This window comes from Ferruginibacter sp., from assembly GCF_028288465.1.
Classification (GTDB): domain Bacteria; phylum Bacteroidota; class Bacteroidia; order Chitinophagales; family Chitinophagaceae; genus Ferruginibacter.
Genome location: NZ_JAQBNR010000044.1, coordinates 15,043 through 30,211 on the forward strand (window position 1 = coordinate 15,043; position 15,169 = coordinate 30,211).

Genomic DNA, 15,169 nt, shown 5'->3' on the forward strand with positions numbered 1-15,169 from the left:
ATTTTAATTAAAATAATTGCTCTTAGTCTGAGGCTGGTTAATTAATTAGTTTAAAAAAATATGCCAGCAATTATTACGATGGGTAAACAAGTTTTTTAACGACCCTTCTGCCCAATTTTTACCCGTTTTGAGAAATGCAATCCCTTTTATCCCCATTTACAAATGCCATAAAATACTATTTAATCTTCCTCGTTTATTTACCGTCTAACAACTACTATAATACAAATACTTATGAACACCCAAAACGCTCCAATTGAATTCGCTGCGGATGCCGCCGCAGTGGCCCGCTGGCCAGAAGAGAAAATAAACGCCTGGTACAATAATAATCCATGGCCCGTGGGCTGCAATTACATCCCCCAGTATGCCATCAACCAGCTGGAAATGTGGCAGAACGAAAGTTTCGATGCCACTGTGATAGACAGGGAATTGAGCTGGGCGTCAGAACTAGGATTTAACACCATTCGTGTGTTTTTGCATCATCTTTTGTGGGAGCAGGACAGCGCTGGTTTCTTACAAAAAATCGACGCCTTTCTGTCTATAGCATCCGGGTATAACATTAAAACCATGTTCGTATTTTTTGATGCGGTATGGAATCCGTTTCCAAAGCTTGGTATACAACCTGATCCAAAACACTATGTACACAATTCGGGCTGGGTACAGTGCCCGGGGTATGATGTTTTGAATGACGTTACGCAATATGACCGGCTGCACGACTATGTGGCGGGTATTGTTGGCCATTTTAAAAATGATGAACGTATTCTGATCTGGGATTTATTTAACGAGCCGGACAACATGAATACGGCCAGCTATAAAGATGATAACTATGCCGTTCACAAAGCGGAATTGTCTATGAGCCTGTTAAAAAAATGTATTCTGTGGGTAAGGGCCATCAACCCTGTTCAACCTATTACAATGGCCCCGTGGCAGTATGACTGGAGCGATCCGGCTAAGCTAACCGCCCTTGATAACTATATGTTTACACACTCCGATGTTATCTCCTTTCATTGCTATGAAGATAAGAAGGGGATGGAAAAAAGAATTAAGAGTTTAAAAAGATACAATCGGCCGATGATGTGTACGGAATATATGGCGAGGCCATTTAAGAGTACTTTTCAGCAGATACTTCCTGTATTAAAAAAGCACAACGTAGGTGCCTATAACTGGGGCTTCGTTGCCGGCAAATCGCAAACTTTTTGTCCATGGGATTCATGGCAGCAACCGTACACCGCAGAGCCCTCCGTATGGTTTCACGACGTGTTAAGAACCAATGGTGAACCATACGATAAAAAAGAGGTAGCCTACCTGGTAAAATTTAACAGGAAAAATATAAAAAACATCGCCTGTTAAACAGAGGCGATGTTTTATCACACACCAAACTCACTGCTTTTTATGGCTGGCCCGCCTCGCCTGACGAGCCATAAATTTGACCGGTAGCATTACTTGCGCCCGGGTCTGCAAGCTGTACGTGAATAGACGCCAACTCGGCTTGCTGCCCAGGTCGTTAAAAGGTGTTTGTTCTCCAAACTGCACCAGTTTTTCTGGGTTGATCCGCCACTTACCTGTAGCGGCGTCCATATAGGGCCCGCAGCAACACCGTTTACACGGGTTCCTTTGGAGGCCAGTTGCTTTGCCAATGACTTTACATAGTTGGCTGTGGCCGCTTGTGTCTGTGCATAATCATACAATTCAGCGGATGGATCGTATGCTTGCTCTGACGTAGTTGCGATGATGCAGGCGCCCGGTTGCAGATGCCGGAGCGCTGCTTTTATTATCCAGATCGATGCATAAATATTTGTCTTCATGGTCCAGTCAAACTACTTTGTTGAAATGTCGATAATGGAAGCATGGGTTTGTTGCCGGGCCGCATTATTAACAATTATAACCGGGCCACCCAAACCGTTTATCACTTCTTATACCAGTTTTTTTACAGAACTGTTCATCCGTAAATCGCCGGGAATGGCAATGGCCTTTCGGCCTTCAGCTTTAATAAGTGCCACCACCTTCCGTGCATCCGGGTCTTCAGAGGGAAAATGATCAATGGCTGCATCTGCATCTGCACCTTCCCGGGCATAGGCAACAGCCGCAGCTCTCCCCATACCAGCGTCGCCTGCGGTAATCAGCTTTTCTTCCAGTAAGCCGGCCAGAGCCTTTATAACTCTTTTCCCGTGATCCGGACGGGGCTTCTTGTCACCTGCCGGGCCCGGCCAGGGCTGCCACTGGCTTTTAAAAGGTGGCATAGGATATTTTGTTGTAGGATCGTCCAGCCCCTGCGGCGGCTTACAGCGTTGGATTTTGGTTGCCCTATTACTGGCAATATTGTGATGGTCGCAAAGCCGGCGCTAAGGCCTTTAATACTCTTCTCCTGTCAAGTGAATTTTTCTGATTCATTATTATATAGTTTTAGCCGATAGAGTTTGCAAACGCTGTTCAAGCTTTACTCCTTCTCCGCAAACACGTTTAGCAAATACATTTTGCTCCAGGGAGGGCAGGTGTTATTTCGCTACTAATCATTTTCCAGGCAGGAGGAGGCGAACAGGCACATAGTTGGTAACAATAATTTTAATCACACATCATTGTTGACAAATTAAATTACCACCATGGAATTTTTTAACCATCTTTTTGGTAAGGAAGAGCAGCTTACCACATTGCAAATGTGCGCCAGGGCGGCCATTGTTTTTATTGCGGCATTGATTGTAATGAGAATTGGCAGCGCACGTACGTTCGGGAAAGCTTCTGCTATTGACCAGGTAGTAATGATCATACTGGGAGGCATACTAAGCAGGGTGATTACCGGGGCTTCACCCTTTATACCGGTGATGGCATCTACATTTACCATTATCCTTCTCCATCGTTTGCTTGCCTGGGTCTGCATGTACAACCACACGCTTGGCAAACTTGTAAAAGGTGAAAAAAAAATTTTATACAAAGCCGATCAACTTGTTGATTCCAATATGAAACAAGTGCTTGTGAGCGAGGAAGATTTGCAACAGGGCATTCGCGAAAAACTAAATGAACAAGACACAAAAAACGTAGATAAAATTTTTATCGAGCGAAACGGCGAGATCAGTGTGGTGAAGAAAGCAGACTGAAAGATATTTTGAAATCAAGATTTATTGTGGGCAGGATATCTTTTCCAGTTGCACCATTCGTGCATTTAATTCTACTGTGTTTTCCAAACAGTCCATTATAGTCCCAACATAAGCATCTTTGGCCTTAAAGTTTTATGGCGTCGTTTTTGAAATCAAATTTTAAAGCCCTTGTGGAAACAAAATCAGATGCATTTAGTCACCGCGGTTGCCTTTACAATGCATCATTGGAAGTAAATTATAAACTCATAACAGACAAAAAAATCAATCACTACTAAAATTAATTGTATGAAAGCAGCTGTAATACACGCCCCTGGAAAAGTAACCTGCGACAATGTGGATGACCCGATAATCCAAAATCAGGATGACATAATTTTAAAAGTAACTGCTACGGCTATTTGCGGTTCCGACCTTCACATTTATTCCGGCGGCATCCCTCAGCCCAGGCCCATGGTACTTGGACATGAATTTATGGGTATTGTAGAAGAAACAGGTAACGCAGTAACCAAGTTAAAAAAAGGTGATCGTGTGGTGGTGCCGTTTCCAATTGCATGTGGTCACTGTTTTTTCTGTGATCATGATTCTCCGGGCAATTGCGAACATAGCAATCCGAAAAATTACGGGCCAGAGGGTGGCGTTATGACTGAAAAAGGCGGCGCATTATTCGGTTATACTGATTTGTATGGAGGCTATGACGGTGGGCAGGCACAGTATGTTAGGGTACCCTACGCCAACTATGGTCCAAGAATAGTTCCGGATAACTTAACAGATGAGCAGGTATTGTTTCTTACTGATATTTTCCCAACGGGTTATACCGGCATTGACTGGGGCGAACTAAAAGGTGGTGAAACAGTGGCAATATTTGGTTCCGGGCCCGTCGGTATAATGGCTGCCAAAAGTGCGTGGCTGAAAGGTGCAGGCAGGGTTGTTATAATTGATACGTTGCAATACCGCCTGGACAAAGCTAAGCAGGCAGCCAACTGTGAAACTATTTTATGGGAGGATGGAGCAAAAGAAGTGGTAGAACAAGTAAGGGCAATGACAAACGGTCGTGGCGCAGATCTATGTGTTGACGCGGTAGGCTTTGAACCTGACCGAAGCCTATTGGATCGTGCCAAGGCTGTGGTGAATATCGAAAAGGGTTCGGTGAAAGTATTGGAAGCTTGTATGAGTGCGGTGAGGCGCGCTGGCACAGTGTCGGTCCTCGGCATATACCCAGGTCCGTATGATAATTTCCCGATCGGGCAGTTTTTTGATAAAGGCATTATCCTTAAAGGGGGCCAGGCTCCTGCTCAAAAATACATTGATGAATTATTAGGCTATGTTGTAGCAGGCAAAGTAAAACTGGATGATGTAATTACTCACCGGTTGCCCCTATCAGAAATCAGCCACGCTTATTCCATCTTTAAAAAGAAGGAGGATAATTGCGTAAAGGTTGTACTCGATCCCTGGAGCTAACAACGGTGCCTGGAAATGTAAAAACTTATGTATACTGAAACGATTACAGGAGTTGCCGCAAGTGTATGTACTGCGGCATCTCTTCTTCCGCAACTCACCAAAGTGCTGAAAGAGAAAAAAGCGGAGAGTGTTTCATTGGGGATGCTGCTTATATTATTTGCCGGGCTTGGCCTGTGGATATATTACGGAATATTGAAAAAGGATTTTATTATTATCATCTCCAATTCATTTTCATTTATTGTTAATGTTTTGCTATGCATTTTTACGATAAAATACAAGAAGCAAAACTAGATGCCAGTGGCTTTAGTGAATGGTATGTAAAGTTATCAGCAACCCTTTAAGAATGCTGTTTACATAAATCAACTGAACATTTAACGATTCTTCACCTACCGCGGTAATTTTATCCGCCTTCACTATATTGTTTTTATAACTGATGGCAAAAAGGGCATGTAGTGGATTCATGTCATGCCCTGGCAACGGTGAAGCATATCCTGTAACACCAATACCCCAATCACTGGAAAATGTTTTAGCCGCACCCAGGGCCAGTTGAGATGCAACCATTTCCGACGCACAGTTACAACTGAGGGCGTGCAGTATATCAACATGCAGATGCGTATATTTTGTTTTGCATTACAAGTGGTAATGCCGCCCTGAAATACAGGCTGGCGTTTTCTGCAGAAGTAAAGGCCACCTGCAGCAACCCCGCTGTAAAGCTTTCTGCCACCGCTAACGTGTGCCGTTTACAAAGTAACATACCGCCCACCTTCTGCAAAACAACTTCATCAAACATTCGAAACGTTTAAATTAATTTGAGCGCTTTTTACCTGTACCGGTTTTATTTATAAGTTTGAAATCGTGCCGGAATTTGATTTGCTTTTTAAAGGACTTGTAGTCGCTAAGTACTTTGTTTTTATAATTAACGGAATAATCCAAAATATCTTTGTGCCACCCGGTATCCTGGCCGAAAGCAATTAATTCTTCTGCCGTACAGGATGATTTTCTGCCAACAGTTCTTAAATGTGCAGATGCAGCGAGCATAGCCATGTCTTCCAACACATTGCTCACATGCTTAAAATTATCCTGTATAATTTTAAAATTAATTCTGTCTTTGGTGGGCTGCATTTCCTGCATCAGGTAACTCTCCTCTCTAAATATCAACGTACCTAACCGGGCAGGTGGCACGTTTTGCATAACCTTTTGAATAGAGCTCATCCTTTCTGCTTCTGATGCCCATAGCGGTTGTGGAACTTTTACAAATGGCGCCAGGCTGGATGGTTTTGCTTGCTTCATATCAATGAGCAAGTGCTTACCGGGTTCAACAATTTTTTCAATTAAAAAAACATAGCGTTTTATTCCTAAGCTGCCTGTACCGGCTAAACGGAAATTTGCATCGAGCACTTTATAATTGTTGGGCGGCTGCTGATTTGAACTCATCCATTCCCGCAACGCAATAATTAAGTGGCGCTTTAGTTCTTTATCAATTTTTAAATGCTTATCATGGGTAGCATCTAATTTTAATTTTCCCCTTTTCACAGTGGTTCTCTTTTCAAACAATTCTTCTTCTGAACGTTTTTGGACTGCCTGCAAAAACTTTTTAACGATCCCCTGTGCCGTGTTTGTTTCGATGTATTTCGGCTTTCCTTCAAACAAGGTGGAGGCATACTTATTTAAAAATAGATTAACGTATTTTATGGCATCTTTATCTGAAATGGTTAAGCCGTCGAACGCAACAAGAATGCTGGTTACAACTCTTACGATTTCCCATGCTACAGGCGCCAGTATGCTCTCGTCAAAGTCATTCACATCAAAATATACCAGCCGGTTATCACCCTTATAACTTCCAAAATTTTCCACATGCAGGTCACCACATATCCAGCAGTGCGGTGAGGCAGGCAGGCAGGCTTTGCTCAGATCGTCGTAAAACAAATGACTGGTACCCCTGAAAAACCGAAACGGCGTTTCCGTTAAAAACTCGTATTTACGGGCCACTTTTGCCGGTGAAAGGCCAGTATGATATTTATCAATGGTGTCGAAAATGTTTGGCAATACTATATATATTTCACGTGACTGAATGTGCTGTAACACCTAATACATAATGCCTGCCATTCTTTTAATTCATAAAATCTGTTGTCATTCCCCACTTTTCCCTTAAAGTACACGATTCATATTTTACTGGGGTATTATGCACCCGAAATTATAGGACTGACTGCAAAAAAGGCCGCAGTTGCGCTGGCAGGAATTTTGAAAATAAAACTGTATTAATAACGCTTAAACAAAAAAAAATGAACACTACGGCAGCTAAAAAGTCAAATGGCACAGCCAAATCCAATGGCAATGCAAAGTCCAACGGCAGTACAAAATCCAGTAACAATACAAAAAGGAAAAGCTCCGCTTCGGCAGGCAAAGGAGAAGCCGACAGCATGCTGAAATATTTTTTTACTGACGAATTAAAAGATATCTACTGGGCTGAAAAACACCTTACCAAGGCCCTGCCTAAAATGGCAAAGGCCGCTATGTCTGAAGAATTGAGAGACGCCATAACAGAACACCTTGAAGTAACTAAAACGCATGTTAGCCGTCTTGAACAGGTATTTGGATTGCTTGGCCAAAAAGCACAGGCTAAAAAATGCGACGCTATGGAAGGACTTGTAAAAGAAGGTGAAAGTATTGTGGAAGATACAGAGGCAGGTACCAGTACAAGAGATGTAGGAATTATTCTTGCTTCGCAAAAAATTGAGCATTATGAAATTGCTACGTACGGCGGTCTTGCACAGTTGGCCGCTACGCTCGGTTTAACTGATGCCGCTGATATACTGAACGAAACGCTGGCAGAAGAAAAAGAAGCTGATCAGTTGTTGACAGAGATCGCAGAAAACGATATCAATTAACAGGCGACTTCTGATGGGGAAACACAAAAATAAATGTATACCCCTAAGTTGAAAATGACTGGTTAACGCCGGCTTTTTTAAGTTCCAAATAATGGTGCTGCTGCTGCCATTTAAATGGATGATGTCATTTATGCAAATGCCGGGCGGGTTAGGGTAGCATAACACTCTGCATATACACAGGGAGAAACAAGTATCGTATTTCTTTTATGGCATACCCTTTGAAATTATTTGAATTATAGTTTTCATTTCAAGTTTTATTTTTTATTTACTCTTCAAATTTATAATTATGGGAAACCTATTGTACACTATCGCGGTAATCTTAATCATCATCTGGGCGATTGGCTTTTTAGGATTTCATGCAGGCGGAATTATACATGTTGTGTTGGTAATTGCCGTAATAGTATTCTTAATACAAATTATATCAGGCAAAAGATCGGTTTAGTGAACCCTTAACGCTAAATGACTTTTTGCTAAAAATTTGATGCTGTGTGCGCAATGCGCTAACGGGAGGATAATATTTTTTCATTCTTGTTAAACAGCAGATAAATTATTTCTTATGGCATCATAAAAAATAAACTAGCAGGACCACAAACAAGTTTTAGGATAAAAAATTTGCGGCTTCTATAAAGATATATTTTGCCGTAAAAAGCCTTTGTCAAATACGACTTTTCAGGTGGAATCTTTGCGATAGTTTGATTTGAAGGATACTCAGTCAGGATGTATGTCTTGCATCATCGTTTATTGCCAGCCATAAAAATTTTCTATAATGCTGCTCGAAGATTAGCCGGGCGCAGTCCGGCCTTTAAGCTCCAGCTGATAGATTTATAACCGTATCATTAACAAACGTTATTGGGATTAGGGTAAGCATCTTTATTGTCAGCCTCAGTACCATCCATGCATTGAAAATCTTTTTCCACCTGCACTTTAATCGATTCAGCCCCCGCCGTGATGACCTCTTCAACTCCCACAAGATCGGTGGCTGTCCATTTTACCCACATAGCCGCAGGCATTTCCACCGTCACGCTATTTGTCCGGAAACTAATTTTAAAGTCGTTGGAACTTCCCCGCTTAAGCACAAACAAAAATTTGTCTGCAGGTAATACTCCGAAGTATGTTGTTTCAGTTATCTCCCCCATTTCACTAAACCGTTTTACTTCTGTTTGCTTTAAACGGAACCGAATGCTGTTTCCCTGTATTCTAATTTTCATTATTATTTGATTTATGCTGATGTTAACTGTAAAGAAAACCCAATGCCAGTTATTTCATGAGCATCGTATTTATTGTTTGAATTCTAAAAACCGTGATGGCACAAAATGTAAATATAAGTTGAATGCAGCATGCCATGGCGTGGTAATTGCAACACTTATTTCGAAAGGGTTGCCAACCTTCGGCAAGGTGATTATAATGTAGCATAAAACGTTCCTAAGGTTGCACCCCTAAAAGACTGCGCCAATTTTAAAACTCCCGATGGCGTGGTAATTGCAGCACTCATCTAAAACATCCACGTTATGCAAGAGTCCAGGAACAGTATCGAAAATATTTGGGGCGAACGAACGCCCTACGAAACCGAATGGCCTGTGAGAACAGATCAGCTTACAGATGAGAAACCTGACCATTGGGTACAATCTGCCTGTGTGCTTTGCTCCAACGGTTGCGGAATGGATATCGGAGTAAAAGATGGCCGTATTGTTGGCGTGCGTGGCAGGGCTGATGACCGAGTAAACCGCGGCAGGCTTGGGCCAAAGGGCCTGCATGCATGGGCGGCAAACAATAGCAAAGACAGACTAACAAAACCCATGATCCGCGAAGATGGAAAATTGAGGGAAGCCAGTTGGGATGAAGCAATGAATTGTATCGTAAAAAAGTCCAGAGAGATCATTGAAAAAGATACCAGTCTTGGGCTTGGCTTTTATACATCTGGGCAGCTTTTTTTAGAAGAATACTATACACTTGGCGTGCTGGGTAAAGCTGGCCTGGGTACACCACACATGGACGGCAACACCCGCCTTTGCACCGCTACAGCAGCCGCGGCGCTCAAAGTTTCTTTCGGGACTGACGGTCAACCCGGTTCTTATACAGATATTGATACAGCGGATACTATTTTGCATTTCGGGCACAACATTGCATCGCAGCAAACAGTGCTTTGGATGCGGATACTAGACCGGCTTGCCGGGCCTAACCCGCCGAAGATTGTTGTGATTGACCCAAGGGAAACTTTTACCTCACAGAAAGCTACGGTTCACCTGGCACCAAAATTAGGTACCAACGTCGCCGTGATGAACGGACTGCTGAACCTGGTTATACAATCGGGCAATATTGATGCGGAGTATATCCAGGCACATACAACCGGCTTTGAAGGCCTGAAAGAAATTGTGTCTTCGTGGCCGCCGGAACGGGTAGAGGAAATAAGTGGTATTCCGGCTGCAAAGTTGTGCGAAGCTGCACTGATATTGAGTTCCGCTAAATCACTTGTATCAACGGTTTTACAGGGTGTGTACCAATCCATGCAGGCCACGGCCGCGGCTGTGCAGGTAAATAACCTGCATCTTATCCGTGGACTGATTGGTCGCGATGGGTGTGGCATTTACCAAATGAATGGGCAACCCACTGCCCAAAATACCCGTGAGTGTGGTGCCGACGGAGACCTGCCGGGATTTAGAAACTGGGGCAACCAGGAACATGTACACCAACTGGCAGCGCTATGGAATGTGCCGGTAGATAAAATACCTCATTGGTCGCCGCCCACCCATGCCATGCAACTATGGAGGTTTGCCGAAAGCGGCACTATTAAATTGTTATGGATCAGTGGTACCAACCCGGCAGTATCCATGCCTGAATTAAGACGCATAAGAAAGATTCTAGGGTCAGACAAATTGTTTGTAATTGTACAGGATGCATTTATGACTGAAACAGCCCACTATGCAGATGTAGTGCTGCCCGCAGCAATATGGGGAGAGAAAACCGGCTGTTTCACCAATGTGGACCGCACGGTACATCTATCTCATAAAGCCGTAGAACCACCCGGAGAAGCAAAGTCGGATCTTGATATATTTCTTGACTACAGCCGCAGGATGGACTTTCGTGACAAAGATGGTAATCCTTTAATTAAGTGGAACACACCAGAAGAAGCGTTTGAAGCATGGAAAAAATGTACCGAAGGCCGGCCCTGCGATTACACAGGGATGACCTATGCAAAACTTACCGGCAGCTCCGGCATACAATGGCCCTGCAATGAAAAATATCCTGATGGGGCCAGGCATTTGTACACCGATGGTATTTTTAATACCAGCATTCATCAGTGCGAAACGTATGGTCACGACCTCGATACCGGTGCGGCAGTTACTGAGAAAGAATATAAAGCAATGGATCCCGCCGGCAAAGCTTTCCTGAAGGGCAGCGATTATCTGCCTCCACATGAAATACCTGATGAAGCGTATCCTTTGTGGCTGACAACCGGCAGGATCGTGTTCCATTTTCACACCCGTACTAAAACCGGAAGAGCAAAAGCCTTGCAGGATGCAGCACCAGACGGCTACGTACAACTGTCAGAAAAAGATGCCGCAACGTATGGCATACAGGAAGGTGATATGGTAACAATAACTTCCCGGCGGGGTAGTGTAACAGAGCCCGCAAAAATTGGAGGTGTAACGCCTGGCCTTGTCTTTATTCCGTTCCATTATGGGTATTGGGACAATGATGAGCGCACCCGGGCGGCCAATGAGCTTACACTTACAGAATGGGACCCGGTGAGTAAACAGCCTCATTTTAAGTATGCAGCCGTTAACATCAGCAAAACAGCTGCCGGCAATTTTGATAAATTGGAAGCGGCAATTGAAACACTTGCTGCCAAACTAAAACAACAGGAGGTATAATATGTATATAGGAAAATACATTCACCTGGTACACCGCACCGAGGTTGATCTTGCGGAAGCTTTGAGGCAGGTTTCGAAAGCGCACAGCGATGAAGTTGATATAGAACAGATCTGCGAATTATTAGCATCATGGTCTGAAGAACTTGCTGTAAAACTTGAACCCGTGGCCAGGCGTCACAAACAGGAAAGCGATAACGAACCTGACAGGCTCACCAAAACACTGATGAAGGAAACACGCACGGGCAGTATGGCACTGCTGCGAGACCTGCATGATCTGTATTTGATTGTGAGCGAGGTGTTGGTATGTTGTACGATTTTAAAACAGGGAGGCACGGCATTGAAAGATAAAGAACTGGTGCTGGCATGTGAAGAAATAGAACGTCAGACCACCAGGCAGGCTTCATGGTTAATGACACGTATGAAATCCGCTGCACCGCAAACATTGATTGTGGCTGAATAAATATGATGGGTCGTACCCGGCATGTGATTAGGAAGTTTGAAAAGTTTTGAGGATGGCCGGGGTCGGGGATGGATATTTTGAGTGCAGCTATAGCATGATTAGCGGATGCTATTTCAAGTCAGGCCGTTTTAAAAAATTCAGCCAATACCTGGTCATTTCTACTTGTCGGATTTAACGATGAAGTCGTACGAATGCGCTGCAAAATAAATTGGAACTGTCGCCCAATTCATTTTCTGGGTATTAGCAATTGGATGCGCAGTCGTCATAAGTTCCATAAACCTTGCAATTATTATTTGTAAGGATCGGATCTAAAAATGCGGCAAAAAGTCTTAATAGTATGCATATTGTGTTTTAACCTCCAGTCCCTTCCTTCCTGTTTTAGCCACCCCGGCTTGGACAGGGAGGATTGAATTACTTTAATAGTCAGCGATGTCCATCAACTCTTCGGCACTTAACCGGTAAGGATTGGCTATTGAAAGGGATGATTTATTCGCATCGTCTCCGTTTGGTTTAGTTACATCCGGTACTATTTTAGTAATGATGCCATGGGACTTTTCTTCATTGGGGGCACAGCCCTCTCCGATTTCCAGGCTTCTGCCAATGGCGATGCTGTTGCCGAATAATTTAATTTGTCTTATGTCCGGACGATCTTTTCTGCGAACTTTTTACTCTGTATTGAAAATACCGACAGCTCATCTTTGTTAATAACACAGCATGGTTCTGCTGATTTAAAATCATCATACCCAATTGTAAATTCCAAACAGTCAACAAACAGATCTAAACAACCTGGATGTCGATATAAAATATATTGGGAACAAGCTTAGTAAATTTCATATGATCATGTTATAAAATTATGTTTTGATTTTAGCCATTCTGCAAACAAGAAAGCCTTAGTTGTAGCCCCAGACTGAATGTTACTTTCCCACCTTATCAACTGGCCTGAAACGCAGTGCACTCCAGGTATCATCTATTGAAATGGCGGTTACAGTTGTCATATTAAACTCCTCGCCCAATGTTCTGATGGAGTCGCGATTGATGTCAGTTTTTATTTTTGAAGTGCCTTTGGGATAAGCAAACCACAGAACACTGTCTGGTTCAATATTTTTTAATTGCTTGTTTAAAAAGTTAAGCAACTCCTGCTTGTTGTTTACAAAAACAAGCGTGTTGAAACTTTTCACTTTTTTGTCAAATGAGGTTGCGAAGCGAGGTTCACCAATCTCTTTTGCAATGTCGGCTGGTGCGTTAAGAATAACAGCCTTGTCTTTAAATTTTAATTTTTTTAAAACATCCTGCATGTGATGATCTTTTTTTGTCTGATATAAAATCCCGCAATTCGGGATAATCTGAAAATAAAAATAGACAATATTTGCGACCTGGGCTTGTGTTCCATTGATGTTACTGAGATTGGGCACGGTTTTTATATTATAAAAATTGAACCATAAAATTGATCACTATGGCAGACAAAAAAAATCTTGTTGACGGTCGTGATGATACAAAAATTGATATCAACGACGCTTCAGAAGTGGAATATGTACATCAGCAATTTCCCAATATGTCACATCAGCAAATTGTTGAAGCAATCAAAACAAAAGGCCCGTCCCGGCAGGCAGTGATAGACTATCTAAGCTCAAAAGCAGGATAGGTGTGGAAATTGTTAAGGTATTAAAATTCAATCGTGGATATTGATAATAAGAAAAGGCAGCCGCTGCCCGACATGCCATCAACTGCAGGCGCAGCGCATACCAGCACGTTTTTGGTTGCTGCAATAGCGGCTGTAATAACTTATTTATTATTGCGATTTCGATTCACTACAGCTGCCGGTGACTACCATCATATCATCCTGAAAATGCTACTGGCATTGGGTATGAGTTGTTTTGTATTGGCTGGCGCCTCTTTTATTCAGCGGATGGTGGTGAAGCGCTCTAGGCAAAAATATTTAAAGTACAACTTGCTTCAGGTTATACGGTTGGTAAGTGTTCTTATTGTAGTATTTATTTTTGTTTCTTTCCTTTTTCAAAACTGGTATACCGCAGCTGTTTCTTTGGGGCTTATCTCCCTGCTACTTGGCTTTGCATTGCAAACACCTATATCTTCATTTATCGGTTGGGTCTATATTATTTTCCGTTCACCCTATCATATTGGCGACCGCATACAACTCAGCACATTTAAAGGAGATGTGGTGGAGATTGGATACCTGGATACAACTTTGTGGGAATTTGGCGGCGATTATCTCACCAATGACGTACCGAGTGGAAGATTAATTCGTTTTCCTAACAGCCTGGTTTTACAATCCGCGGTTACCAATTATTCCTGGGCTAAATTTCCTTACATCTGGAACGAGATACCTTTTCACATTGCTTACGAAAGTGACCTGGAGTTTATCACAACAACGCTGGTGACAGTGGCTAACAATGAGCTGGGGCCAGCAATACGATCACATATCAATGAATTAAAACAGCTGGTAAAAGAAACACCTGTGGACGAACTGGAAATACAGGAATGTCCCTTTGTATCATTTCGCACAAATGCCAATACATGGATTGAAGCCACACTAACCTACCTGGTACCGCCTAAAAAGGCGTCGGCGATAAGAACAGCAATCTTACAAAAATCCGTAGCTGAATTATTGAAGCAACCAGATAAAGTAATGTTCCCAAAGTCCAATGCGAGGTAGCCTTGGTTATGCGACTCCAAATAACAACACGGCAGCAGGTTCGGGCGTGGGTGGGCAGTGGTAGACAGAATAAACTTGTTACCATTTTTTTTGAGCAAATATTACCGGTAACGTCTTTGCAGCCAGAGCTTTGATTTCATTGGTTAAATTGCTTCCATTTTGTCAAAAGAGGACTGCCAGCCTTTACGACAGTCTCTCTCGGTGCCAGCCGCAGGGATAAATGCAGTACGGGTTGCTGTACTCTTTTGCTCAGCCTGGCTACTTCATGAAACTGGTCGGCCAGTTCCTGTTTATTACCGAAGCAATAATTATAGGCCAGCACTTCCGCCCGGTTCTTGTGCTGCAGGTTTTCGGTGAGTTCATTTTTTATTTTTTCATCAGCCGTCAGTTTTTGTTTGTCCTCCAGGCAATAACTGATGCAGTGGTAAAAAGAACTGCCGGTGGTTACGGTGCCAATCATCGCAGGTAATTTTTTATGAGTTGTCCCATTAGTTTTAATTCGCCCGATAATACCTGCAGTTCAAAACGTTCGGATGCGTTTAATTCATCGGTTACACCGTTGCGTTTTTTAGCCAGCTGGTTCAGGTTGGCCGCCATGTGGTGCACTGCTCCCAGCTGTTTTAATACTTCACCCGGCAGCTGTTTTTCTGTGATTACAATAGTTCCATTCCTTGAAATTTCCAGCAGGTATTCCGAGGCAGAGAGGTTGGCTTTTTTTGCTTTGGCCTTGA

Annotated in this window: 18 protein-coding genes and 1 pseudogene; 10 read left to right on the top strand and 9 right to left on the bottom strand. The window is 43.0% G+C overall.

The features are described from left to right. The first annotated feature begins 231 nt into the window (after positions 1 to 231). Positions 232 to 1,347 (top strand): cellulase family glycosylhydrolase, encoded by a 1,116-nt coding sequence (locus tag JWR61_RS17005; RefSeq protein WP_301928946.1) that lies wholly within the window; start codon positions 232 to 234, stop codon positions 1,345 to 1,347. A gap of 89 nt (positions 1,348 to 1,436) precedes the next feature. Here JWR61_RS17005 and JWR61_RS17010 read toward each other — a convergent pair whose 3' ends face one another. Together JWR61_RS17010 and JWR61_RS17015 are read right to left on the bottom strand one after the other, a co-directional pair. Further along, entirely contained in the window at positions 1,437 to 1,802 is a 366-nt protein-coding gene (locus tag JWR61_RS17010; RefSeq protein ID WP_301928947.1) for an SDR family oxidoreductase, read from the bottom strand. Positions 1,803 to 1,910: 108 nt separating this feature from the next. Further along, complete coding sequence (locus JWR61_RS17015; RefSeq protein ID WP_301928948.1) at positions 1,911 to 2,237, bottom strand: SDR family NAD(P)-dependent oxidoreductase; 327 nt, start codon at positions 2,235 to 2,237, stop codon at positions 1,911 to 1,913. Positions 2,238 to 2,597: 360 nt separating this feature from the next. Here JWR61_RS17015 and JWR61_RS17020 point away from each other — a divergent pair, with 360 nt between their 5' ends. From JWR61_RS17020 to JWR61_RS17030, 3 genes are all read left to right on the top strand, one after another. Beyond that, complete coding sequence (locus JWR61_RS17020) at positions 2,598 to 3,089, top strand: DUF421 domain-containing protein (RefSeq protein WP_301928949.1); 492 nt, start codon at positions 2,598 to 2,600, stop codon at positions 3,087 to 3,089. A 285-nt stretch (positions 3,090 to 3,374) separates the two neighbouring features. Beyond that, on the top strand, positions 3,375 to 4,544 hold the full coding sequence (locus JWR61_RS17025) for a zinc-dependent alcohol dehydrogenase (protein ID WP_301928950.1): 1,170 nt from the start codon (positions 3,375 to 3,377) through the stop codon (positions 4,542 to 4,544). A gap of 27 nt (positions 4,545 to 4,571) precedes the next feature. Beyond that, positions 4,572 to 4,835, top strand: a complete 264-nt coding sequence (locus tag JWR61_RS17030; protein ID WP_301928951.1) for a SemiSWEET family sugar transporter — start codon at positions 4,572 to 4,574, stop codon at positions 4,833 to 4,835. Positions 4,836 to 4,847: 12 nt separating this feature from the next. Here JWR61_RS17030 and JWR61_RS17035 read toward each other — a convergent pair whose 3' ends face one another. From JWR61_RS17035 to JWR61_RS17045, 3 genes are read right to left on the bottom strand one after another with little or no spacing between them, the layout of a single operon-like run. After that, positions 4,848 to 5,105, bottom strand: a complete 258-nt coding sequence (locus JWR61_RS17035) for a CinA family protein (RefSeq protein ID WP_301928952.1) — start codon at positions 5,103 to 5,105, stop codon at positions 4,848 to 4,850. Between the two features lie 37 nt (positions 5,106 to 5,142). Next, on the bottom strand, positions 5,143 to 5,334 hold the full coding sequence (locus JWR61_RS17040) for a CinA family protein (protein WP_301928953.1): 192 nt from the start codon (positions 5,332 to 5,334) through the stop codon (positions 5,143 to 5,145). A 14-nt stretch (positions 5,335 to 5,348) separates the two neighbouring features. Next, on the bottom strand, positions 5,349 to 6,590 hold the full coding sequence (locus JWR61_RS17045; protein ID WP_301928954.1) for a DUF2252 domain-containing protein: 1,242 nt from the start codon (positions 6,588 to 6,590) through the stop codon (positions 5,349 to 5,351). A gap of 236 nt (positions 6,591 to 6,826) precedes the next feature. Between JWR61_RS17045 and JWR61_RS17050 the strand changes: the two genes are divergently transcribed. Together JWR61_RS17050 and JWR61_RS17055 are read left to right on the top strand one after the other, a co-directional pair. Continuing rightward, positions 6,827 to 7,432, top strand: coding sequence for a ferritin-like domain-containing protein (locus JWR61_RS17050; protein ID WP_301928955.1), 606 nt, complete (start codon positions 6,827 to 6,829; stop codon positions 7,430 to 7,432). A 286-nt stretch (positions 7,433 to 7,718) separates the two neighbouring features. Beyond that, the gene (locus JWR61_RS17055; protein ID WP_301928956.1) at positions 7,719 to 7,874 is read left to right on the top strand and encodes a lmo0937 family membrane protein; all 156 of its coding nucleotides are present in this window, start codon (positions 7,719 to 7,721) and stop codon (positions 7,872 to 7,874) included. 394 nt (positions 7,875 to 8,268) lie between these two features. On the opposite strand, the gene JWR61_RS17060 is transcribed toward JWR61_RS17055, so the two are convergent. Next, positions 8,269 to 8,640: a hypothetical protein gene (locus JWR61_RS17060; protein ID WP_301928957.1), complete on the bottom strand. Its 372-nt coding sequence runs from the start codon at positions 8,638 to 8,640 to the stop codon at positions 8,269 to 8,271. A gap of 300 nt (positions 8,641 to 8,940) precedes the next feature. Between JWR61_RS17060 and JWR61_RS17065 the strand changes: the two genes are divergently transcribed. Further along, on the top strand, positions 8,941 to 11,304 hold the full coding sequence (locus JWR61_RS17065; protein ID WP_301928958.1) for a molybdopterin oxidoreductase family protein: 2,364 nt from the start codon (positions 8,941 to 8,943) through the stop codon (positions 11,302 to 11,304). Position 11,305: 1 nt separating this feature from the next. After that, on the top strand, positions 11,306 to 11,764 hold the full coding sequence (locus JWR61_RS17070) for a molybdopterin oxidoreductase (protein ID WP_301928959.1): 459 nt from the start codon (positions 11,306 to 11,308) through the stop codon (positions 11,762 to 11,764). A 914-nt stretch (positions 11,765 to 12,678) separates the two neighbouring features. Here JWR61_RS17070 and JWR61_RS17075 read toward each other — a convergent pair. Then, positions 12,679 to 13,059, bottom strand: coding sequence for a hypothetical protein (locus JWR61_RS17075; protein WP_301928960.1), 381 nt, complete (start codon positions 13,057 to 13,059; stop codon positions 12,679 to 12,681). A gap of 158 nt (positions 13,060 to 13,217) precedes the next feature. On the opposite strand from JWR61_RS17075, the gene JWR61_RS17080 reads away from it, so the two are divergent. Continuing rightward, a complete protein-coding gene (locus JWR61_RS17080; protein WP_301928962.1) occupies positions 13,218 to 13,406 on the top strand; it encodes a DUF3606 domain-containing protein in 189 nt (62 codons plus the stop codon). Between the two features lie 33 nt (positions 13,407 to 13,439). After that, positions 13,440 to 14,438, top strand: a complete 999-nt coding sequence (locus JWR61_RS17085) for a mechanosensitive ion channel family protein (protein WP_301928963.1) — start codon at positions 13,440 to 13,442, stop codon at positions 14,436 to 14,438. A gap of 136 nt (positions 14,439 to 14,574) precedes the next feature. On the opposite strand, the gene JWR61_RS17090 is transcribed toward JWR61_RS17085, so the two are convergent. Next, positions 14,575 to 14,898 (bottom strand): hypothetical protein, encoded by a 324-nt coding sequence (locus JWR61_RS17090; RefSeq protein ID WP_301928964.1) that lies wholly within the window; start codon positions 14,896 to 14,898, stop codon positions 14,575 to 14,577. After that, a pseudogene (locus JWR61_RS17095) lies at positions 14,895 to 15,169 on the bottom strand (mobilization protein); the annotation flags it as partial. The pseudogene JWR61_RS17095 and the gene JWR61_RS17090, both read right to left, overlap by 4 nt.